This window comes from Paramuribaculum intestinale (genome assembly GCF_030759015.1).
Taxonomy (GTDB): Bacteria; Bacteroidota; Bacteroidia; order Bacteroidales; family Muribaculaceae; genus Paramuribaculum; species Paramuribaculum intestinale.
The window spans coordinates 2,216,826-2,237,365 of record NZ_CP098825.1 but is presented as its reverse complement, the minus strand read 5'-3'; the positions used below and the strand labels follow the sequence as shown (position 1 = coordinate 2,237,365).

Genomic DNA, 20,540 nt, shown 5'->3' with positions numbered 1-20,540 from the left:
TGAGTGATTTATTGATCATAAATCTTGAAATTTAAGCGAAAGTCAGTGGATGGAATTGCTTGTTGTCGCTATGTCGTGCGGATTTTATCGCTCGTCGGGCCACGGCAGAGGTTTGCCTGTGCTTCGGAGCGTCGGACGCTGTGCGTCGACCGAGCGCAGGTATGTGCCGAGACGTCGCGAAAGTTCGTCGGTCAGATCCTTGCGCTCATCAGCCAGATTGTGGCTTTCGGTTATGTCGTGGCCTACGTCATACAGCTCTTTTTCGCCCGTGACGTAGTTGTATATGAGCTTGTGGTCGTCGAGGCGTATGGCTGTGTTGAAGTTGATGCCCGGGCCCTCCACTCCCCAGTGGTTGGGAAAATTCCAGTAGAGCGGGCGGTGAGCCGATGGATCGGAAGTGCCGTCGATCAGCGGCACGAAGCTGATGCCGTCGATTCTCTTTCCGTCAGGACGGATGGAGTCGGCGCTCAGTCCGGCCATTTCCATTATCGACGGGTAGAAGTCTTCGATCATCACGTAGCGCGGCTGTACGGAGCCTGGCTCGGTGCGTCCCGGCCAGCGGACGATCATGGGTTCGCGTATGCCCCCTTCGAGCAGGGAGCATTTTCCAGAGCGGAGAGGAGCGTTCTGGGTGTGCTCGGCGCCGTCGCGCCATCCGCCGTGGGCGCCGAGGCCGCCGTTGTCGCTCATGAATATCACGATGGTGTTGTCGGCCTCGCCGGTCTTGTCGAGCCAGTCGAGGATGTCGCCGAGGCTCTTGTCCATACCCTCCACGAGCGAAGCGTATGCAGCCTCTTTGGGCGAATAGCCGCGGTCGACATACGACTGGTAGAAACGCATGTCGCGGTCTATCGGCACATGCACCGCATAGTGGCTCATGTAGAGAAACCACGGGGTGCCGTAGTCGCGGGCTCTGTCAAGTTCCTTAAGAGCCTCCTGAGTGAGAGCTTCGGTGACAAACGTGCCGCTGCCCCAGTATTTTTCCAGACCCTCTATGGCGAAGCGCGATGTGCGGCGCCCGTTTTCGTCGTGGCCGTAGTTCTTTTCCGACAGATAAGTCGCAAGGCCGCCGTTGGGGCCGCCCGCCACATTGACGTCAAATCCCCAGTTGTAGGGATATTCGCCGGGGGTGCGGGTAGAGCCGAGATGGAGCTTGCCGACATGTATGGTGTGATAGCCGGCGTCGCGGAGCTCGTCGACAAACGACGGCCCGACGTAGGAGCGGGGAATGCCCGGCACGCGCTGGACCCCGTTGATGTTCCACTCCGGAGGCACGATCGAGTCGTTGGGGCCTACGCCGTCGGTGGATTCGTCGCGCGCGTATGTCCAGTTAGTCACGCGGTGACGGGCTGCATTGGCTCCTGTGAAGAGGCTGCATCGCGACGGCGAGCTGACCGAGCATGCATAGGCCTGGGTGAACTTCATTCCCGAGGCCGCAAGGCGTTCCATCGCTGGAGTGTGGAAGGTGCGGTTGTAGGCGGTGGTGTCGGGGCCGAATGGCACTGAAGTGTCCTGCCAGCCCATGTCGTCTACCAGAAACAGCACGATGTTGGGCTGTTTGGGAGTGTCGGTGGCGGCCAGAGCCACCGACGCCGAAGCTATCATTGCCGGAGTGATGTATCGCATATCGTGATATGGTGTTTTTGAAGAGTATATGTTGCAAAGATAATGATTTTCTCCTAACTTTGTGGCAAACGAAACATACTTGACAGATATACCGATGAATACTTTGCGAATCGCGGCGGGAATGATGGCCGCGGGCGCTGTGGCGGCTTCGGCCGCCGACAACCGTCCGAATATCATATATATCATGTGCGACGATATGGGCTATGGCGACCTCGGATGCTACGGGCAGAAATATATATCCACGCCTCATATCGATTCGCTCGCACGACAGGGCGTAAGATTCACACAGGCCTACGCCGGAAGCCCGGTGAGCGCTCCGTCGCGCGCGTCGCTGATGACCGGACAGCATACCGGACACTGTGAGGTGCGGGGCAACAAGGAGTACTGGCGAGGCGTCGACACCGTGATGTACGGCGCCAATGTCGACTTTTCCATCGTCGGGCAGCATCCTTACGATCCCGCGCAGGTGATTCTTCCGGAGATCATGAAAGAGCACGGCTACACCACCGGCATGTTCGGCAAATGGGCCGGAGGCTACGAGGGATCGCCCTCCACGCCCGACAAGCGTGGCATCGATGAGTTCTACGGCTATGTATGCCAGTTTCAGGCCCATCTCTATTATCCCAATTTCCTCAACCGATACCGTCCGGAGCTTGGCGATACGGCCACGGTGAGGGTGGTCATGGACGAGAATATAAAATATCCGATGTATGGCGACGACTACCTGAAGCGTCCGCAGTATTCGGCCGACATGATCCACCGTGAGGCCATGGACTGGCTCGACCGGCAGTCGGCCGACAAGCCTTTCATGGGCATATTCACTTATACGCTCCCGCATGCGGAGCTTGTGCAGCCCAACGATTCGCTGCTCAAGGGCTACAAGCGGAAGTTCTTCCTCGACAAGACCTGGGGCGGTCAGGAGGCATCGCGCTACAATCCGTCGGTCAACACCCATGCGCAGTTTGCGGCAATGATCAGCCGTCTTGACGCCTATGTGGGCGAAATAATGGAAAAACTCGACGAGAAGGGACTGGCCGACAATACCATCGTGGTGTTTACATCCGACAACGGCCCTCACGAGGAGGGAGGAGCTGATCCGGAGTTCTTCGGCCGCGACGGACATCTTCGCGGACTCAAACGCTCGTGCCATGAAGGGGGCATCCGCATCCCTTTCATAGTACGCTGGCCCGGAGTGATCGAGGCCGGACGCGAGAGCGACCATCAGCTTGCGTTCTACGATGTGCTCCCTACAGTGTGCGATATCGTCGGCACCACGCCGCAGAGCTATTCAGCCGCCGGACGAGGCTCGTTTGACGGCATATCATTCCTGCCCGAACTTACCGGGCGAGGCATCCAGCCCAAGCACGATTTCCTCTACTGGGAGTTCAATGAAACCGACCAGATAGGAGTGCGTCAGGGCGACTGGAAACTGATCGTGAAGCGAGGCAACCCCGAGCTATACAATCTTGCCGACGACATCCATGAGGATCATGATGTGGCCGCCGCACACCCCGAAATAGTGGACCGTCTGGTGAAGATCGTGCGCCGTGAGCACACTCCCAACCCTCATTTCAGCGTCACGATCCCCTGACCGGGCGACGCTCACAGCTCGCCGGGCCTATAAGCTGTCCGCTTCATGCCGGCTGCTGTGCCCCACCGGATCTCATTCGCGATGCGCTTTGGCACGTGGCTGCAGAAGCCACTTCGCCAGGGCGCATCCTCCTTGTCCGGCAATCATCGTGACGAGCCTCACGAGCTGCAGCTTCATCCTGACGGCGCGGCTGCGTCCTGACGCCGCGTTAAGTACCGCCGCCGCTGTTCGTTCGGCCATCTGCGGTTCCCCCTCCCGCGCATAGTGTGCGGCTACTATCATTCCCTTGGCGTCGAGCCATATGGTGGCATCCTCGGCGTCGGTGTGGCGCAGGGCGCGCCGGCAGGCATCGAGCGCCAGCATCTGTGCGGCGTGGCTGTCGGCATAGCGCCGTCCGGTGATAGAGTCGTCCGAAGGGTGTATCACCACCCTCGGCTCACACCGGAGATAGGCTGTCACGGGCTTTCGGGCCAGCAGCCGCGTGCCAAGCTCCAGATCGTCCCAGCAGGTGAGGGTCTCGTCCCATCCGCCTACGCTCCGCAGCAGATCCGTGGCCACGGCATAGCGCTGCGAGGCAAGAGCGGCGTGAAGTATGTGTCCGCGCAGCAGATCCTCGTCGTCGACGCTCTTCAGTGTCGTCCATCCTTCGTTGTCCATGATCGTCACATCCCACCGGAGTATCTCCGTATCGGTGTGAAGGCGCAGATATGCGTCGACCATGGCAAGATGATCGGGCAGCATCTCGTCGTCGGAGTCGAAGTGGAGCGTGTAGGGCGTGGTCACTTTGGCCAGAGCCGCATTGCGGGCCACTGAAGCACCGGGGCGTGGCTCGCTGACCACCGTGACCGATATCCCCTGCGGCTCGACGCGTTGTCGCCACTGTTCGATGATCTGCGGCGTGGAGTCGGTCGATCCGTTGTCGGCGATCACTGTTTTAAGCGGGCGCAGTGTCTGCCGCTCGATCGAGAGCAGGGTGCGTGGGAGCAGCGCGGCGCGGTTGCGCACAGGCATCACCACCGTGAGTATGGGTTCTTTGCTGTCGTTGTTCATAGGGCGCTGATGAAATGAAAAAAGCCGCAGCCGATACGCCTGTGTCCGGGCTGTATGGGCTGCGGTTTCTGTATTGTTAGGCCTTGTGTGGCTCAGTTGGCCTTCTCGACCTTGTTGTAGCGTGCGTTCAGACCCTCGATGATTTCGTTGGTGATGTCGAGATCGGGGTTGAAATACACTCCGGAATGGCGGTAGAGTATCGCGTCATAGCCTTTGCCGGCGTTGTAGATCTTGATGTAGTTCTCAATCGAGTCGTTGAGCTGCTGACGCTGTTCGGCCATCTCCTGGTCGGTGGTGTTCTGCAGGTTGGCCAGATAGTTCTGGGCGTCCTGCTGCATCTTGTTGAGCTTGTTCATGTCGGCCTCGTAGCTTGCCTGCGAGAGGTAGCCGTTCGAGCGGTATTTCTGCTCTATCTGTGCGGCGAAGCGCTGTATCTCCGCGCCCTTGTTCTGCTGGGCGTTTTCAAGCTTGCTGATAGCACGGATGGCGATATCCTTGAAGTCTTTTGCGAGATTGTAGTGGGTGGTGATGGAGTCTGCGTCGATAAAGCGGATGTTCATGGACGGTGCCTTGGCTTCAGCTGTTGAATCGGCGGCAGTCGCTGCCTGGTCGGCGTTCTGGTTGGCGCACGAAGCAGCGGCAAGACTCATGAAGATAGCTAACGGTAAAGCCGTTTTTTTCATTTCTGATATGAGGTTAATTAGGATTTTTTCACTGTGTCGGTAGCGTTGGCCGCTGTCGGTCGCCCTTGTCTGCGTGGAGTCTGATGGCTCTGGTGGTGCGAGGGAAATCGTCCTCCTCTGACTGTGAGGACTTTCACTGCGAGAAGAAGCCCTGCCACGAGCACCATTGTCATTGTCAGAAGCACAGTTTTCATAGGTCGGTTGCGGTTTCGCTGTGCAAATATAGGAAAGGTCTGCAAATTATTTGCAATGTGTCGATTTTATTTTGTAATTTAGTGTGCGGTTTGGCTTGAAATTTAACATTCTTTGCCAAAAAGCTACATCTCTTGACGCTTCCAGGAGCGCCGGGAGGCGACATCGCGACAATCTCTGAAAATTCAAACCCATAAAAGACAATCTGCGACATGACAGTTAAAGAACTCGAACCCAAAAGGGTCTTTGAAATCTTCGATCAGATCACGAAGGTGCCCCGTCCGTCCAAGAAGGAGGAGAAAATACGCCGCTATCTGCTCGATTTCGCCAAGCAACACAATCTTCAGGCCAAGACCGACAAGGTGGGCAACGTGGTCATCTCTGCGCCCGCCACTCCGGGTCATGAGAATGCTCCTACGGTGATACTCCAGGGCCACATGGATATGGTGTGTGAGAGCAACGACAAGTCGTTCGACTTCGACAACACTCCCATCACCACTGTGGTCGACGGCGACTGGGTGCGTGCCGAAGGCACCACGCTCGGAGCCGACAACGGAATAGGTGTGGCGGCGGCGCTCGCCGTAATGACCGATCCCGACTCGGTGCACGGTCCGCTCGAGGCGCTCGTGACTGTCGACGAGGAAACCGGCATGACCGGTGCCTTCGGTCTTGAGGGCGACATGATTTCCGGATCGATCCTGCTCAATCTCGACTCCGAAGACGATGCCGAGATATTCGTCGGATGTGCCGGAGGTGTCGACACTGTGTGCACATTCACCTACAATCGTTCGTTCGCGCCCAACGATTTCACCTATTTCAAGGTCGATATAGCCAAGGGACAGGGCGGACACTCCGGAGGCGATATCCACCTCGGAAGAGCCAACGCCAACAAGCTCCTCGCACGCTTCCTCTTCAACCTCAGCAAGAAATATGAGCTTTCGCTCGCCGAGATCGACGGCGGCAACCTGCGCAACGCCATTCCGCGCGCCGCACACGCCGTTGTCGGAGTCCACACATCCAAGAAAGAGGATGTCCGCGTGGCTCTCAACCATTTCATCGCCGAGGTGGAGAATGAATACTCCGATCTCGAACCCACTATCGAGATCACCATGGAGAGCGTCGACAAGCCCGAGTTCTGCATCGATTCCGACACCACTTTGAAGCTCATCCGTTCGATCTACAGCGCTCCCCACGGAGTCGTGTCGATGAGCCGTGTGATGCCCGGCCTTGTCGAGACATCCACCAACCTCGCTTCGGTCAAGATGAAGGAGAGCAACGAAGTGGTGGTCACCACATCGCAGCGCAGTTCTGTCGACTCGCGCAAGTGGGATATCGCCAATCAGGTGGAGGCTCTCTTCGCACTCGCCGGAGCCAAGGTGGTGCATGGCGAGGGCTATCCCGGATGGGCGCCCAATCTCGAATCGCCCATCATGAAGATCGCCAGCGACGCCTACAGCGAACTCTACGGAGTGACGCCCGCCATCAAGGCTATCCACGCCGGTCTGGAGTGCGGACTATTCCTGGAGAAGTTCCCCCACCTCGACATGGTGTCGTTCGGTCCCACTCTGCAGGGAGTCCACTCTCCGTCGGAGCGCATGTACATCCCGGCGGTAGAGCGTTTCTACAACCATCTTAAATTGATCCTCAAGAAGGTGGCCGATCTTTAGAGTGTGTTTGAATTTCACTTCTGTTCACTCAAAGAGGATTTTCGGATAGATTTGCGTGAGTTGAAGAGGGAGCGATGCGGGCATCGTGACCGATGAAACTTGACGCAAATCGCCCGAAAAGACCTTTGAGGGGATGGAAAGAAGTCCGGAAATATATCTTCGTGTTAAATTCAAACATACTCTAAGAAATAAGCCGCTTCCGGCCCGTAATATCAGCGCCCGCAGTGAGATCCGTTCTCTCTGCGGGCGCCTGTTTTGTTTGTCATGCAGTCACTGATATGCCTCGCGGGTCTCTCCCTTCTGTCAGGGCATGGTCAGTGTCCGCGAACCGTCGGCGTTCACTTTTATCGCTACGTGAAGCGTGTCGTCGGGCAACAGCGGCTCTATCCGCTCGGCCCACTCGATAAAGCATGGCGAGCCGGAGTAGAAATAGTCGTCGAGTCCCAGATCGAGAGCCTCCTCGATGCTCTCTATGCGGTAGAGGTCGAAGTGGTAGATCGGTCGCGGCATCGATCCGCTGTACTCATTGATTATGGCGAATGTGGGCGATGCTGCCATGTCGTCGGCCACGCCCATCTTGCGGCACAGAGCCGAGATCAGCGTGGTCTTGCCTGCGCCCATTTCTCCGTCGAAGGCCACTACTGTTGCGCCCGAAGCCTCAAGAGCGTCGGCGAGCTTGGCTGCCGCGCTGTCGATGTCGGCGATTGTGGATATCTCTATTGTTGTCATAGCTTGCTTGTGAGTGTCACCAGCGGCACGAGCATCTCCTCCATCGAAATGCCTCCGTGCTGGAAGGTGCCGCGGTAGTATTGTGCGTAATGGTTGTAATTGTTGGGATAGGCAAAGAAGTCGCGACCGGTGGCAAACACGTATTCCTCACCGATCCGTTTCACCGGCAGACCGATCTCCGCCGGACGGTCGGCCACCATCACCTGCCGGGCGTTGTAGTCCATGCCGCGGCCGGCTTTGTATCGCAGATTGGTGGTGAGCGTGCGGTCGCCTACGATACGCTGCGGAGTGGCCACTCTGATTGTGCCGTGGTCGGTGGCGAGCACCACCTTCTGGCCTGTGGCCGCTATGCGGCTGAACAGCTCCAGGGTGGGGGAGTGGCGCAGCCATGAGTCGGTGATCGACAGATAGGCGGCGTCGGTCGACGCCAGTTCCCTGACCGTGCGCGACTCGGTGCGTGCGTGCGACAGCATGTCGATGAAGTTGATCACCACGGCGTTAAGTCTGCAGTCGGCGCGGTCGGCCATAGTGGAGATGAACTGCTCGCACCCCTCCGAATCAAAAATCTTGGAATAGCTCATGCGCTCGCGGAAGCCGTGGCGTTCGAGCTGCATCGCCAGCAGACGCTCTTCGGCCATATTTTTCGACTCGGCGGCGTCATCATCAACCCACAGATCAGGCCACCGGCGCTTTATCTCCGACGGCATCATGCCGGCGAAGATGGCGTTGCGCGCAAACTGTGTCGAAGTGGGGAGTATCGATAGCGACAGAGTTTCGTCGCTGAACGTAAACAGATTGGACAGGAGCGATTTCAGAGCCAGCCACTGGTCGAGTCTGAAATTGTCGATCACCACAAACCACACCGGATCCTCCTTCAGCAGAGGCATCACTCTCGAGCGTATCAGGCCGGGGCTTGTCAGCGGCTCGTTAAGCAGCAGATCGCGGTAGTTGCGGCGTATGAATTTGCCGAAAACCGTGTTGGCCTCGTCGATCTGGGTGGCGAGTATCGAAGCCATTTCAGCCGTGTCGGCCTGCAGCGTGTGGGTCTGGGCCGACAGCTCGGTCTGCCAGTAGACGAGACGGCGGTACAGATCCCTCCAGTCGTCGAGCGTAGCGCATTGGGCTATGCTTGCCGTTATCGCGCCGAATTCCGCACGATAGCCCGAAGTCGACGTGTCGGCCACCAGTCGACGGCCGTCGAGTGTCTTCTTTATCGAAAGAAGTATCTGGTTGGGATTTACGGGCTTTATCAGATAATCGGCGATGCGTGAGCCTATGGCGCGCTCCATGATGTTCTCCTCCTCGCTTTTGGTGATCATGATCACCGGCATGTGGGGGTGTTGCTGCTTGATGGACTGCAGGGTCTGCAGGCCGGTGATGCCCGGCATGTGCTCGTCGAGAATCACCATATCAAACTCCGCCGACTCCATCGCCTCAAGCGCGTCTGATCCGGAGCACACGGTGGTCAGTTCATAACCCTTGCTCTCCAGAAACATGATATGTGGCCGGAGCATGTCGATCTCATCGTCGGCCCATAATATGCGTGGTTGGCGATTCGTTGTCATTTGTAGCAAAATTAGTCAAATTCCCCCTAACTGACAAATCGCTGCCCTCCGATATCATCCGTTGTCGCCGATTGTTGGCGGGATATGGGTCGCCCGCGCTAGCCCGGGTCACCGGCTATCGCATATTGCTGCCGCCCTCGTCTCCGATCTCCTCCGATAATTCCGATAGCTCTTCTCCCTCCTCCTCTTCTCCGTTGAGGTAGTCGTCGAGCGAGAGTCCTGCGCCTATGAGGCGGGTGAAGTCGGGCTGCGATATGACTATCGGCCTCACCTCGGGCGTGATCCCCGAATCCGGATCGGCAAGCATCATGGTGAGATAGCGCGAGGCCTCCGCACGGTCGGCGAAGCCTTTGACGGCAAGCAGTCCGAGCGGCCCGAACTGCATCGGTTCGAGGTCGAAGTCGCGCACGGCGAATGTGGCGAAGTTGTAGCGGGCCACGTTATAGAGCAGGATATTGGGATTGATGGTGTCGACGGCAAATGCCAGCACCACCAGATGGGGTGCGTCGGCATCGCGCTCAAACGATATGCCGCTCAGGCTGTCGGTGGCGGCGGCGAGCATGGTTGAGTCGTTGGTGAGCCTCGTGGCCCAGATCATGCCGCGCACATTGGTGCCCGAACTGTTGATCTTGCGCCCTTTGAGGCTTTCGCGCAGCCATCCCGCGGCAAGCGGAGCCATATCGGCCTGGGGATATGTCTCCACCAGATGTTTCAGCCGCGAGCGGAACTCTCCGGCGTCGCCCTGCGTGGCGTAGGTCAGAGCGTCGATAAATAGAAATTTAGGCAGTATCTGGCTGGTGGGATAGTGGGTGCGGGCATATTCGGCGGCGCTGCGCACAGAGTCGTTGTCGTTGGCCAGATAGGCTTCGTAGGCGGCCGCATAGAGCTGTTCCTGCCGCGAATGCATCTCTTTGAGGTCGCGCAGATAGTCGGGATTGGCCATCGCTTTGCCGAGCGGGGTGTCGGCGAACTCACCGGCCATGAGAAGCCGCCACCGTTCGGCTTCGGCGTTGTCGCCTATTCGTGCGGCCATGAGATACAGATTGTGGTATAGCTCCGGACGGTATATGTTGTCGGGATATTGCCGCAGCAGTCGGTTCCAGTGGCGCCGGGCCTCGGTGTAGTCGTCGAGCTTGTCCTTCAGTATCAGCCCCAGGTTGAACAGACCCTCCTGTATGGCGTCATGGGCTTTCTTTCTCGACAGGCTGTCGGCCGGTATCTGTGCCAGATAGTAGGCGCGTTCGTGCGGGTCTGATGCCGCTGTGGCGCTCTGTGCGCCCTGCGGGTCGTCGGTGGCTGTGGTGTCGGGCTTTGCGTCGTTGGTGTCGGTGTCGTCTATTGCGGCGTAGGCGGCCTTGTCGCTGCGGCGCCAGTTGTCTTCCGGTTTGCGCGTGCCCCAGCGGCGGCGGAATTCGGCGCGGCCCGCCTCTATGGCCTGACGGTTGTAGAAATACCATGACCCGTCGCCGCTCTGGCGGGTGAATGCCGTGGGCGCCGATGCGTTGCCCGAGGTGGTGGATGCGGCGATCCCGGCGCTGTTGTCGGCGGCCTCCGCCTCCCGTTGCTGTCGTTCCTCCTCTTCGGCTTTGGCCTGCTCTTCGCGGCGCAGGCGCTCGATGATGGCGTCGATCGCTTTGAGCCGGTCGGTCTCGGGCATGTCGGCGAGCCGCAGCAGCGAGTCGTTGAGGCTGACGGTGCGGGAATACACGGCAAGCTCGTCGAGCACATCGCTCCGGTCGCGTATCTGCCTTATACCCTCGAATGTCTCGGGCAGAAGAGCCACGGCCTCGGCATAGCAGGGCTGTGCGTGGTCGTAGTCGGCGCGCTCGAAGTACAGACGTCCCAATGCAAGCCGGGCGAGAGCCATGTCGACGCCTCTGCGCTCCGATTTTTCGGCGGCCAGGGCGTAGGAGTGCATGGCCATGGCGGTGTCGCCGAGCGCTATGTGTATGTTGCCGGCCGCATAGTGTATCTGGTCGAGATAGCGTGCGTTGCGGCCGTAGCTTGTCATGCGTCCGAGGGCTTTCAGCTCGTTGCGCAGACGGTCGGCCGACATGGCGTCGAGGCCGGTCGTTTCGCTGCGCCGTATGCGGGCGTTGAAACGCATCGGGTAGGCCGCCGAGCTGCTCTTCTCCACTCTGCGGAAGGCTTCGGCAGCTCCCGCCTTGTCGCCTCCGGCGAGCATCACCTGTCCCAGCAGATAGGTGAGCCGCGTCTTCTGAGCGCCTTTGGCTGTGGCGGCGGCCTGGCGCAGCGGGGCGGCGGCGCTCTGCCAGTCGCGGCGGGCTATGGCGGCCTCGGCTTGTGCGAGGGCATACTGGTGGCGCAGTTCGTCCGATGTGAGGTCGCTCTCCCTGACGCGTCCGAGGGTAGCCTCGGCCTCGCCGGTCCATCCTTCGGCAAGATAGCTGCGTGCCTGCCATATACGTGCTTCGGCCACAGTCTGGGGCAGCCATGAGAAGTGGTTGGCCACGTACATGAATGTGGTGGCGGCGGGCAGAAACTCGCCGTTCATGTAGCGTGAGCGGCCGAGGAGCATCCATGCGTTGTGGAGATACGGATTATACTCTTCGCGCTGCATCCATTTGCGGTATTCCGGGTCGGAGCGGCGTCCGGCCTGACGGCGTGGCTTCTTCTTGATGGAGCGCACTCTGATGGCTTTCTGAGCCTTCTCTATCGATCGGCCGAAGTCGCCCTGGGGCTGCGGAGCCTTGGGGTCGCGGCGGGCTTCGGCGGGATGCACCGGCAGCAGGCGTGTGAAGTCGTCGTCGTATGACCGCTCCATGTCGGCCAGGGTCTGGCGGTAATGCTCGTCGCCGTTGAAAAGTATGTTGTAGCGGGTGATGAAGGACTGATACTGACGGTTGGCGGCGGTGTTCTTGCGCGTGGAGCATCCGCCCGCCGCCAACAGCACCGCTATGGCCATTATCCACAGTAGTAGTCTCATCATTCTATACATGCGGCAAAGTTAGCGAAAAATCGCGAGGTATCGGTCATGGCAAAATCCGCTCCGGCAAAAAATAAGACTGCCTGCGGCCGGAGCCGAGGCAGTCTTGTTAAGAATATGTTTACAGGCCGTGGGAGATCACATCATGCCGCCCATGCCGCCCATGCCGGGAGCGGGCATTGCCGGAGCGGGATTCTCCTCTTTCTTGTCGGCGATCACACACTCGGTGGTGAGGAACATGCCGGCTATCGAGGCGGCGTTCTCCAGAGCCACGCGGGTCACCTTGGCGGGATCGATCACGCCTGCGGCCAGAAGGTTCTCGTACTTGTCGGTGCGGGCGTTGTAGCCGAAGTCGGCGCTGCCGTCCTTCACTTTCTGCACTACTACGGCTCCCTCTACGCCGGCGTTGGCCACGATCTGGCGCAGGGGCTCCTCGATGGCGCGCTTCACGATGAGTATGCCGGTGGTTTCGTCATCGTTGTCGCCCTTGAGACCCTCAAGCGAGGCGATGCAGCGGATGTAGGCCACGCCTCCGCCCGGAACGATACCCTCGGCGATGGCGGCGCGGGTGGCGCTCAGGGCGTCGTCCACACGGTCTTTCTTCTCCTTCATCTCCACTTCGGAGGGTGCGCCGATATGGAGCACTGCCACTCCGCCGGCGAGCTTGGCCAGACGTTCCTGAAGCTTTTCGCGGTCATAGTCGCTGGTGGTGTTTTCGATCTGGGTCTTGATCTGTGCCACGCGGGCGGCGATGGCATCCTTGTTGCCGGCGCCGTTGACTATGGTGGTGTTCTCCTTGTTGACGGTGATCTTCTCGGCGCGTCCGAGCATGTCGAGAGTGGTGTTCTCGAGCTTCATGCCCTTCTCTTCCGATACTACGGTGCCGCCGGTCAGCACGGCGATGTCCTCAAGCATCTCCTTGCGGCGGTCGCCGAAGCCGGGGGCTTTGACGGCGCAGATCTTCAGGGAGCCGCGCAGACGGTTGACCACGAGGGTGGCGAGGGCTTCCGACTCTACGTCCTCGGCGATGATCAGCAGCGGACGTCCGCTCTGTGCCGTGGCCTCGAGTATGGGGAGCATGTCCTTGAGGTTGGAGATCTTCTTGTCGAAGATCAGCACGTAGGGCGATTCCATCTCGCACTCCATCTTCTCGGTGTTGGTCACGAAGTAGGGCGAGATATAGCCGCGGTCAAACTGCATGCCCTCTACGATGTCAACCGTAGTTTCGGTGCCTTTGGCCTCGTCGACGGTGATCACGCCCTCTTTCTTCACTTTCTTCATGGCCTCGGCGATGAGGCGGCCGATGTTCTCGTCGTTGTTGGCCGAGATGCGTGCCACGTCCTCGATCTTCTTGAAGTCGTCGCCTACCTCCTGGCTCTGGGCGCGGATGCCCTCCACTACGGCTGCCACAGCCTTGTCGATGCCGCGCTTGATGTCCATGGGATTGGCGCCGGCGGCCACGTTCTTGAGGCCTACGTTGATGATCGACTGGGCGAGCACGGTGGCGGTGGTGGTGCCGTCGCCGGCGTCGTCGCCGGTCTTCGAGGCCACTTCCTTGACGAGCTGTGCGCCCATGTTCTGGAACGGATCCTCAAGCTCCACTTCGCGGGCTACGCTCACACCGTCCTTGGTGATGTGGGGTGCGCCGAATTTCTTCTCGATGATCACGTTGCGGCCTTTCGGGCCGAGGGTCACTTTCACGGCATCGGCCAGGGCGTCGACGCCTTTCTTGAGCTCTTCGCGAGCCTTTATCTCAAATTTTATCTCTTTTGCCATGGTTGTTGGTCGTTTATATTGTTGAATTTATGGTGAGGGAGGTGAGAGCTGACCGCTTATTCCACGATAGCGAGGATGTCGCTCTGACGCATGATGAGGTATTTTTCGCCCTCGAATTCGATCTCGTTGCCTGAATATTTGCCGTAGAGCACAGTGTCGCCGGCCTTCACTGTCATCTCCTCATCTTTGGTGCCGCAGCCTGCAGCGACTACAGTGCCTTTGAGGGGCTTCTCTTTGGCGGAGTCGGGGATGATGATTCCGGCCACTGTCACTTCTTCAGCGGCGACGGGCTTGATAAGAACCCTGTCGGCCAATGGTTTGATGTTCATGATTCGGTAGTTTTTGTTTTATAGTTTCTGATTGTTGTCTTGTTGTCGCATTGTGGTGCATTATGCTCAATGCATATTCCGTGCCAAAGCGCGGGCGTGTCAGTCGGTCTGCCAAAATGGCAATGTCACCCTCTGGTTTGGCGATGGCATCAGAGGGGTAACGCCCTGCCTCATGCTAAAGTTCACCATAGGGAGTGGCAATGTCAGTAGCTGGGGCCGGTCACTTTGAATCTCCGGCGGGCTGATGTTTCAGCAGGGTGTCGATGGCGAGTCCTGCCAGAGTGAACCCGAATATGGCGGTGATATGGCACAGAGCTCCGTTGATGGCGCGCTTGCCGTAGGTCATGGTGCCGTCAGGGTCAGGCTCGTCGCCGGCGTTGGTCAGCAGTTCGGGAGAGTAGACGCAGCGGAATTTCCGGCGCGGCGTCATGCCGTCGCGCTTGAACCGGCGCCGGAGCGCCGCCGCGAGCGGACACCCTTTGACCTGCCAGAATTCGGCCACGCTGACTTTCGTGGGATCAGCTTTGAGCGCGGCGCCCATCGACGACAATAGCCGGGTCGAGGGGGTGGATGTGGCGTGGAGTATCAGAGCGGCCTTGTCGGCCAGGGAGTCGATGGCGTCGATGGTGATGTCATGCCCTGCTATGTCGAAGTCGGCGGCATGTTCGGCTGTGTAGCGGCGTCGCATCAGCCTCAGGTCGAGGCCGGGGTTTATGTCGAGAAGTCGCTCGGCGAGGATGTCGGTCTTCGGGCATCCGGTGGTCGATCCGAGAGCCATCACCTGGCGGTTGATGTTGGTCTGGGCCACGTCGTCGGGATCTACTATCGTGAGGCGTCCTATGCCGGTGCGTGCGAGGCATTCGGCGGTCCATCCGCCCACTCCTCCTATGCCGAATACTATGGCCGATGAGGCGGCGAGGCGCTCCATCTGTTCGTCGCCTATGAGGCGGCGGGTGCGGTCAAAACGTCGGTCGGTCACTGTCGTGATGAAATGTTATGTATGTGTGATGAAATTGATTGATATGCTTGAATTGCGCCGCTTGCTTGGACGGGCTGTCAGCATCGGTTGTGGCTGTCGGTTGCCGGAGCGTCATGACTGCAGGCTGAGACGCAGGCGGTCGAGCAGCGAAGGTCGATCCTGGTGAAGATGCACCGATGTGCGGTCGCTCTCTTTGTCGAGAAACACTATCGAGCTGTGAAGCGCCACTGCCACGCAGTCGTCGAAGTCGATTATGCCGTGGATATGTCCCAGAGGAAGGCTGTGGAACGGAGAACTCTCCGGAATACTGCCTATGATCAGGCTGTCGCCCTCGATGCCTATTCCGTGCTCGAGCGGCAGCTGCTCGAAGAGCAGAGCTATGTCGAGATCCTCCGATGAGGCCGGACGCTGCCGGTAGGTCTTGTAGATTGTGTCTATTACCTTTTTTGTCACCATGTCTTTTTCCTGCTTGGAGTGAAATGCATCCGGAGCGGGCGGTCTCAGGCCGCTCTCGCCCGTGTTTTACATTATAACGCTGATTATGCCGCAATTGTTTTGTCGGCCCTCATAATGACAGGGCGCTCCGGAGAGCGAAGCTGTCCGGAACGCCTTGTCATAGTGTATGTGGCTGATGCAGCGTTGGTCAGGCCAGGAAGCCCAGCAGCACGCCGGCTGCCACGGCAGAGCCGATGACACCGGCCACGTTCGGACCCATGGCGTGCATGAGCAGATAGTTCGACGGATCGTACTCCAGACCGAGGTTGTTGGAGATACGGGCCGACATGGGGACGGCCGATACGCCGGCGTTGCCGATCAGCGGATTGATCTTCTTGTGCTTCGGCAGGAAGAGGTTGAAGAGCTTCACGAAGAGCACGCCCGACGACGAGGCGATGATAAACGCCATGAAGCCGAGGGCGAAGATGCCGATGGTCTGCGCGGTCAGGAACTCCGATGCCTGAGTGGAGGCGCCGACGGTCATGCCGAGCAATATGGTGACGATGTCGGTCAGGGCGTTGCTGGCAGTCTTGGCCAGACGGGTGCATACGCCGCACTCGCGAAGCAGGTTGCCGAAGAAGAGCATGCCCAGCAGGGGTATGCCCGAAGGCACCACGAAGCAGGTCAGCAGAAGGCCGAGGATCGGGAATATGATCTTCTCGTTCTGCGACACGGCGCGGGCCGGCTTCATCTTGATCAGACGCTCCTTCTTGGTGGTGAACAGGCGCATCAGCGGCGGCTGGATCACAGGCACCAGAGCCATGTAGGAGTAGGCCGACACTGCGATAGCGCCCATCAGGTTGGGAGCCAGTTTCGACGACAGGAATATGGCCGTGGGGCCGTCGGCGCCGCCGATGATGGCTATGGCACCGGCCTGGTCGGGCGTGAAGCCCAGAAGCAGGGCCACCATGTAGGCGCCGAAGATGCCGAACTGGGCGGCCGCGCCGATAAGCATCAGCTTCGGATTGGCTATCAGAGCCGAGAAGTCGGTCATGGCGCCTATGCCGAGGAATATCAGCGGAGGATACCATCCGGCCGATACGCCGTTGTAGAGGATGTTGAGCACGGAGCCCTCCTCATAGATGCCCACGTCGAGGCCGGCGGTGGTGTTGAACGGAATGTTGCCTATGAGTATGCCGAAGCCGATCGGCACCAGGAGCATCGGCTCGAAGTCTTTCTTGATGGCAAGCCAGATAAAGAAAAGACCTACGGCCAGCATGACGAAATGCTCCCATGTGGCGTTGTGGAATCCTGTAAGGATCCAGAACTGATGGAGGTTGTTGGCTAAGAAATCACCGAATGACATAGCTTGATTCGTTTTATTGAGCTGTGGGTAATCAGGTGGTTTCTATCATTCGAGAGTGATGAGCACTGCTCCTTCGAGCACAGCCTCTCCCTGCGCTACGTTGACGGAGGCAACCTTGCCGTCGCGGCCGGCGTGGATGGCGTTCTCCATCTTCATGGCCTCGAGCATCACTACTGTGTCGGCGGCCTTGACGGTGTCGCCCGGCTTCACCTGCACGCTGAGGATCGTGCCGGGGAGCGGAGCCTTCACCTGATGGCCGGAGCCGGTGGTCTTGGGGGTGGCTATCACCTTGGCGCCGCTGTCGGTGCGCGGAGCGGCCGACGGACGGGGAGCGTTGACGATGGTCACGGGCTTGTCCTTGCGTTCGAGTTCCACCTTGTAGGGGATGCCGTTCACTTCCACCTGGGCTGAATTGTTGTCGATGTCGCCGACGGCCACCTTGTAGGTGTTGCCGTTGATCTTATATTTGTATTCTTTCATTGTTTTTGATGATATGGAGTATGGGTTAGGGAGTGATGTTGACGCTCATCAGTGACGCGGCGCCTGACGCATGTTGTAGATCTTCGAGTTCCACGGCGAGTAGGCTTTGCGCACCTTGTTGATGGTGAGCACGGTGTTCTCGCGGTCGTGGGCGTCGAGATGCTCGTGGAGCGCCAGGGCGATGGCTGCGATGGCCTCGCCCGAGTCGGAGTCGGGACGCTCTTCGCGTGTGAGCTCCTGAAGCTTGGCGCCGTGCGACTTGGCCTTGTTGCCCTTCGAATAGTGCTCGCCGATCTTGCTGATCACGTAGAAGCACACAGAGAGCAGCAGCAGAGCCGAGAACACGATGCACATGGCCATTACGGTCATGCCGAAGCCGTTCTCGTCGCGCTCGGCAAACATCTCAACCTTCGAGTTGGTGTCGCGGATCACGTTGGCCGAGCTGGGGGTCACGTGGCGTGCGCCCGAGCCGTCGCGCACCTCCCATTCGCCTGTTCCGTCCTCGGAGCGGGCGTAGGTGGTGTTGGGTGCGAGCGATGCGGGCACGGTCACCTCGTCGATGAGTGTCTTGCCGTCGGCGTCATACACTCCGATCCAGTTGTCCTGACCCTCGCGGAGGGTGAAGTTCATGTGGAACGTGCCCTTGGAGGGCTGGCCGTCGGCCCAGAACACCACATGCTGGCGTTTGGGGATACGGGTGTTGACATCACCCAGCGGCACAGGATATTTCTTGGGGTTGGAGGGGTCGTCGGTGATGAACACGCTCGAGATCTCAAGCGGGGCGAAAGTGGAGTTGAAAAGCTCCACCCACGCGCTGCGGCGGCCGTAGTCGTCCGTGACGCTGCTGTCGTTGGTCACCATCACCTCGTTGAGCCTCAGGCCTCTGCGACCCTGGGCCGAAGCGTCCGACGCCGCAATGAGCGCCACGACTGCCACCAGCACCGTTATACAGATTTTTTTCATGATGCTGACAGTGTTTTAGAGGGGGATGTTGCCATGTTTCTTGGCAGGATTGGTGAGTTTCTTCGTGGCGAGCTGCTGAAGGGCGCGGATGATGCGGAAACGGGTGTTGCGCGGCTCGATCACGTCGTCGATGTAGCCGTAGCGGGCGGCGTTGTAGGGGTTGCAGAAGAGCTTGTTGTACTCGTTCTCCTTCTCCTTGAGCACGGCTGCGGGGTTGTCCGATTCCTTGGCCTCCTTGGCGTAGAGCACCTCTACGGCACCGGCGCCGCCCATCACGGCGATCTCGGCCGTGGGCCATGCATAGTTCATGTCGCCGCGGAGCTGTTTGCAGCTCATCACGATGTGAGAGCCGCCGTAGCTCTTGCGCAGGGTGACGGTCACCTTGGGCACAGTGGCCTCGCCGTAGGCGTAGAGCAGCTTGGCGCCGTGGAGTATGACGCCGTTGTATTCCTGACCGGTGCCGGGAAGGAATCCGGGCACGTCGACGAGGGTCACCAGAGGGATGTTGAAGGCGTCGCAGAAGCGCACGAAGCGGGCTGCCTTGCGCGATGCGTTGCTGTCGAGCACACCGGCAAGATATTTGGGCTGGTTGGCCACGATGCCGACGCTCTGTCCGTTGAAGCGGGCGAAGCCTATGATGATGTTCTTGGCGTAGTCGCGCTGCACTTCGAGGAATTCGCCGTTGTCGATGATGGCGCCGATCACCTCATACATGTCGTAGGGACGGGTGGCCGAGTCGGGAATGATCTCGTTGAGCGAGTCCTCCAGACGGTCGATCGGGTCGTCGCAGGGCATCACCGGCGGCTCCTCGAGGTTGTTCTGGGGTATGAAGCTGAAGAGCTTGCGGATCACCTTCAGGCACTCTTCGCCGTCTTCGGCGGCAAAGTGGGCCACGCCGCTCTTGGTGGAGTGAACTTCTGCTCCGCCGAGCTGATCCTGGGTCACATCCTCGCCGGTGACGGTCTTCACCACCTTCGGGCCTGTGAGGAACATGTAGGATATGCCCTTGGTCATGATGGTGAAGTCGGTGAGGGCGGGGGAGTAGACGGCGCCGCCAGCGCAGGGACCGAGGATGCCCGAAATCTGGGGTATCACACCCGAAGCGAGGATGTTGCGCTGGAATATCTCAGAGTAGCCTGCGAGAGCGTTGATGCCCTCCTGGATGCGGGCGCCGCCGGAGTCGTTGAGGCCGATCACGGGCGCTCCCATCTTCATGGCCATATCCATGATCTTGCATATCTTCAGGGCCATGGTTTCGCTGAGCGATCCGCCGAACACGGTGAAGTCCTGTGCGAAAACATATACCAGACGGCCGTTGATGGTGCCGTAGCCTGTCACCACGCCGTCGCCGAGATAGCTTTTCTTTTCCTGTCCGAAGTTGTGGCAGCGGTGACGTACAAACATGTCGATCTCCTCGAACGATCCCTCGTCGAGGAGCTGTGCGATACGTTCGCGGGCGGTGTATTTGCCGCGGGCATGCTGTTTCTCGATGGCTTTTTCGCCGCCGCCGAGACGAGCTTCATTGCGGAGCGCTATAAGCTCCTGAACCTTTTCAAGCTGGTTGCTCATATAGAGTTGTGTTGTGGATTGTTGTCAATAGATTTCTTGCGGCGTCACTTCTTGGCGGGATCCTCGCAGAGTTCCACCAGAGTGCCCACCGACGATTTCGGGTGTATGAAGGCTATGTTGAGACCCTCGGCTCCCTTGCGGGGCGCCTTGTCGATCAGGCGGCCGCCTTTCTCCTCGATTTCAGCCAGGGCGTTGGCCACTCCGTCGGCCACGGCGAAAGCTATGTGCTGGATGCCTCCGCGACCGCCGTTGTTGGCGATGAACTTGGCTATGGCGCTGTCTTCGGCCGTGGGTTCGAGAAGCTCGATCTTGGTCTGTCCGACGCGGAAGAAGGCTGTGCGCACTTTCTGATCGGCCACCTCTTCGATAGCGAAGCACTTGAGGCCGAGCATGTTTTCGTAGAACGGGATTGCCTCGTCGAGGCTCGGCACGGCTATGCCGACGTGTTCGATGTGGGAAATGTCCATTGTGGATTAAATAAAGTAATTGTAATTGTTTGATTTTCAGTAAGTGTATGCGCATTGCGGCCTGTCGTGGCGTTTTATGGCGCCACGCGATGCCGCTTTGCACCGCAAATATACTAAAAAAACGTT

Annotated in this window: 18 protein-coding genes; 2 read left to right on the top strand and 16 right to left on the bottom strand. The window is 59.0% G+C overall.

Going from position 1 to position 20,540, the window contains the following annotated elements:
• Positions 1 to 84 precede the first annotated feature (84 nt).
• Entirely contained in the window at positions 85 to 1,626 is a 1,542-nt protein-coding gene (locus NF347_RS10165) for a sulfatase (protein WP_370691563.1), read from the bottom strand.
• 121 nt (positions 1,627 to 1,747) lie between these two features.
• On the opposite strand from NF347_RS10165, the gene NF347_RS10160 reads away from it, so the two are divergent.
• A complete protein-coding gene (locus NF347_RS10160; RefSeq protein WP_240604969.1) occupies positions 1,748 to 3,217 on the top strand; it encodes an arylsulfatase in 1,470 nt (489 codons plus the stop codon).
• 72 nt (positions 3,218 to 3,289) lie between these two features.
• On the opposite strand, the gene NF347_RS10155 is transcribed toward NF347_RS10160, so the two are convergent.
• The 3 genes from NF347_RS10155 to NF347_RS10145 form a co-directional block, all read right to left on the bottom strand.
• Positions 3,290 to 4,267 (bottom strand): glycosyltransferase family A protein, encoded by a 978-nt coding sequence (locus NF347_RS10155; RefSeq protein WP_107035897.1) that lies wholly within the window; start codon positions 4,265 to 4,267, stop codon positions 3,290 to 3,292.
• Positions 4,268 to 4,359: 92 nt separating this feature from the next.
• Entirely contained in the window at positions 4,360 to 4,950 is a 591-nt protein-coding gene (locus NF347_RS10150; RefSeq protein WP_107035898.1) for an OmpH family outer membrane protein, read from the bottom strand.
• 17 nt (positions 4,951 to 4,967) lie between these two features.
• Positions 4,968 to 5,144, bottom strand: coding sequence for a hypothetical protein (locus tag NF347_RS10145; RefSeq protein WP_161553878.1), 177 nt, complete (start codon positions 5,142 to 5,144; stop codon positions 4,968 to 4,970).
• A gap of 210 nt (positions 5,145 to 5,354) precedes the next feature.
• Between NF347_RS10145 and NF347_RS10140 the strand changes: the two genes are divergently transcribed.
• Positions 5,355 to 6,809, top strand: coding sequence for an aminoacyl-histidine dipeptidase (locus NF347_RS10140; RefSeq protein ID WP_107681794.1), 1,455 nt, complete (start codon positions 5,355 to 5,357; stop codon positions 6,807 to 6,809).
• A gap of 303 nt (positions 6,810 to 7,112) precedes the next feature.
• Here the strand turns inward: NF347_RS10140 and tsaE are convergent, their stop codons facing one another.
• The 12 genes from tsaE to mce all read right to left on the bottom strand — a co-directional run bounded on the left by tsaE (position 7,113) and on the right by mce (position 20,414).
• On the bottom strand, positions 7,113 to 7,538 hold the full coding sequence (gene tsaE, locus NF347_RS10135) for a tRNA (adenosine(37)-N6)-threonylcarbamoyltransferase complex ATPase subunit type 1 TsaE (RefSeq protein WP_107035901.1): 426 nt from the start codon (positions 7,536 to 7,538) through the stop codon (positions 7,113 to 7,115).
• Positions 7,535 to 9,103 carry a T9SS response regulator signal transducer PorX gene (porX, locus tag NF347_RS10130; protein ID WP_107035902.1) on the bottom strand — a complete coding sequence of 523 codons (1,569 nt, stop codon included), beginning with the start codon at positions 9,101 to 9,103 and terminating at the stop codon, positions 7,535 to 7,537. The genes tsaE and porX overlap by 4 nt, the downstream gene beginning before the upstream one ends.
• Before the next feature lie 115 nt (positions 9,104 to 9,218).
• Positions 9,219 to 12,053, bottom strand: a complete 2,835-nt coding sequence (porW, locus tag NF347_RS10125; RefSeq protein WP_107681656.1) for a type IX secretion system periplasmic lipoprotein PorW/SprE — start codon at positions 12,051 to 12,053, stop codon at positions 9,219 to 9,221.
• A gap of 135 nt (positions 12,054 to 12,188) precedes the next feature.
• The gene (gene groL, locus NF347_RS10120) at positions 12,189 to 13,826 is read right to left on the bottom strand and encodes a chaperonin GroEL (protein ID WP_107035904.1); all 1,638 of its coding nucleotides are present in this window, start codon (positions 13,824 to 13,826) and stop codon (positions 12,189 to 12,191) included.
• Between the two features lie 56 nt (positions 13,827 to 13,882).
• The gene (locus NF347_RS10115) at positions 13,883 to 14,155 is read right to left on the bottom strand and encodes a co-chaperone GroES (protein WP_107035905.1); all 273 of its coding nucleotides are present in this window, start codon (positions 14,153 to 14,155) and stop codon (positions 13,883 to 13,885) included.
• Between the two features lie 220 nt (positions 14,156 to 14,375).
• Positions 14,376 to 15,134 carry a tRNA threonylcarbamoyladenosine dehydratase gene (locus tag NF347_RS10110; protein WP_237613008.1) on the bottom strand — a complete coding sequence of 253 codons (759 nt, stop codon included), beginning with the start codon at positions 15,132 to 15,134 and terminating at the stop codon, positions 14,376 to 14,378.
• Positions 15,135 to 15,245: 111 nt separating this feature from the next.
• On the bottom strand, positions 15,246 to 15,590 hold the full coding sequence (locus NF347_RS10105; RefSeq protein WP_107035906.1) for a hypothetical protein: 345 nt from the start codon (positions 15,588 to 15,590) through the stop codon (positions 15,246 to 15,248).
• Positions 15,591 to 15,777: 187 nt separating this feature from the next.
• Positions 15,778 to 16,935 (bottom strand): sodium ion-translocating decarboxylase subunit beta, encoded by a 1,158-nt coding sequence (locus NF347_RS10100; protein WP_107035907.1) that lies wholly within the window; start codon positions 16,933 to 16,935, stop codon positions 15,778 to 15,780.
• 45 nt (positions 16,936 to 16,980) lie between these two features.
• Complete coding sequence (locus NF347_RS10095) at positions 16,981 to 17,415, bottom strand: biotin/lipoyl-containing protein (RefSeq protein ID WP_107035908.1); 435 nt, start codon at positions 17,413 to 17,415, stop codon at positions 16,981 to 16,983.
• A gap of 48 nt (positions 17,416 to 17,463) precedes the next feature.
• Positions 17,464 to 18,378, bottom strand: a complete 915-nt coding sequence (locus tag NF347_RS10090; RefSeq protein WP_107035909.1) for an OadG family transporter subunit — start codon at positions 18,376 to 18,378, stop codon at positions 17,464 to 17,466.
• Positions 18,379 to 18,393: 15 nt separating this feature from the next.
• Positions 18,394 to 19,947, bottom strand: coding sequence for an acyl-CoA carboxylase subunit beta (locus NF347_RS10085; RefSeq protein ID WP_107035910.1), 1,554 nt, complete (start codon positions 19,945 to 19,947; stop codon positions 18,394 to 18,396).
• 44 nt (positions 19,948 to 19,991) lie between these two features.
• Entirely contained in the window at positions 19,992 to 20,414 is a 423-nt protein-coding gene (gene mce, locus NF347_RS10080) for a methylmalonyl-CoA epimerase (protein WP_107035911.1), read from the bottom strand.
• Positions 20,415 to 20,540: the final 126 nt, after the last annotated feature.

Excerpts from the sequence above, each read along its gene's own strand:
- NF347_RS10115 (WP_107035905.1), bottom strand. The coding sequence starts at position 14,155 with ATGAACATCAAACCATTGGCCGACAGGGTTCTTATCAAGCCCGTCGCC.
- NF347_RS10145 (WP_161553878.1), bottom strand. The coding sequence starts at position 5,144 with ATGAAAACTGTGCTTCTGACAATGACAATGGTGCTCGTGGCAGGGCTT.
- NF347_RS10160 (WP_240604969.1), top strand. The coding sequence starts at position 1,748 with ATGATGGCCGCGGGCGCTGTGGCGGCTTCGGCCGCCGACAACCGTCCG.
- NF347_RS10155 (WP_107035897.1), bottom strand. The coding sequence starts at position 4,267 with ATGAACAACGACAGCAAAGAACCCATACTCACGGTGGTGATGCCTGTG.
- NF347_RS10100 (WP_107035907.1), bottom strand. The coding sequence starts at position 16,935 with ATGTCATTCGGTGATTTCTTAGCCAACAACCTCCATCAGTTCTGGATC.
- porX (WP_107035902.1), bottom strand. The coding sequence starts at position 9,103 with ATGACAACGAATCGCCAACCACGCATATTATGGGCCGACGATGAGATC.
- tsaE (WP_107035901.1), bottom strand. The coding sequence starts at position 7,538 with ATGACAACAATAGAGATATCCACAATCGCCGACATCGACAGCGCGGCA.
- NF347_RS10085 (WP_107035910.1), bottom strand. The coding sequence starts at position 19,947 with ATGAGCAACCAGCTTGAAAAGGTTCAGGAGCTTATAGCGCTCCGCAAT.
- NF347_RS10105 (WP_107035906.1), bottom strand. The coding sequence starts at position 15,590 with ATGGTGACAAAAAAGGTAATAGACACAATCTACAAGACCTACCGGCAG.
- NF347_RS10095 (WP_107035908.1), bottom strand. The coding sequence starts at position 17,415 with ATGAAAGAATACAAATATAAGATCAACGGCAACACCTACAAGGTGGCC.
- groL (WP_107035904.1), bottom strand. The coding sequence starts at position 13,826 with ATGGCAAAAGAGATAAAATTTGAGATAAAGGCTCGCGAAGAGCTCAAG.
- NF347_RS10090 (WP_107035909.1), bottom strand. The coding sequence starts at position 18,378 with ATGAAAAAAATCTGTATAACGGTGCTGGTGGCAGTCGTGGCGCTCATT.
- mce (WP_107035911.1), bottom strand. The coding sequence starts at position 20,414 with ATGGACATTTCCCACATCGAACACGTCGGCATAGCCGTGCCGAGCCTC.
- NF347_RS10150 (WP_107035898.1), bottom strand. The coding sequence starts at position 4,950 with ATGAAAAAAACGGCTTTACCGTTAGCTATCTTCATGAGTCTTGCCGCT.
- NF347_RS10165 (WP_370691563.1), bottom strand. The coding sequence starts at position 1,626 with ATGCGATACATCACTCCGGCAATGATAGCTTCGGCGTCGGTGGCTCTG.
- NF347_RS10140 (WP_107681794.1), top strand. The coding sequence starts at position 5,355 with ATGACAGTTAAAGAACTCGAACCCAAAAGGGTCTTTGAAATCTTCGAT.
- porW (WP_107681656.1), bottom strand. The coding sequence starts at position 12,053 with ATGATGAGACTACTACTGTGGATAATGGCCATAGCGGTGCTGTTGGCG.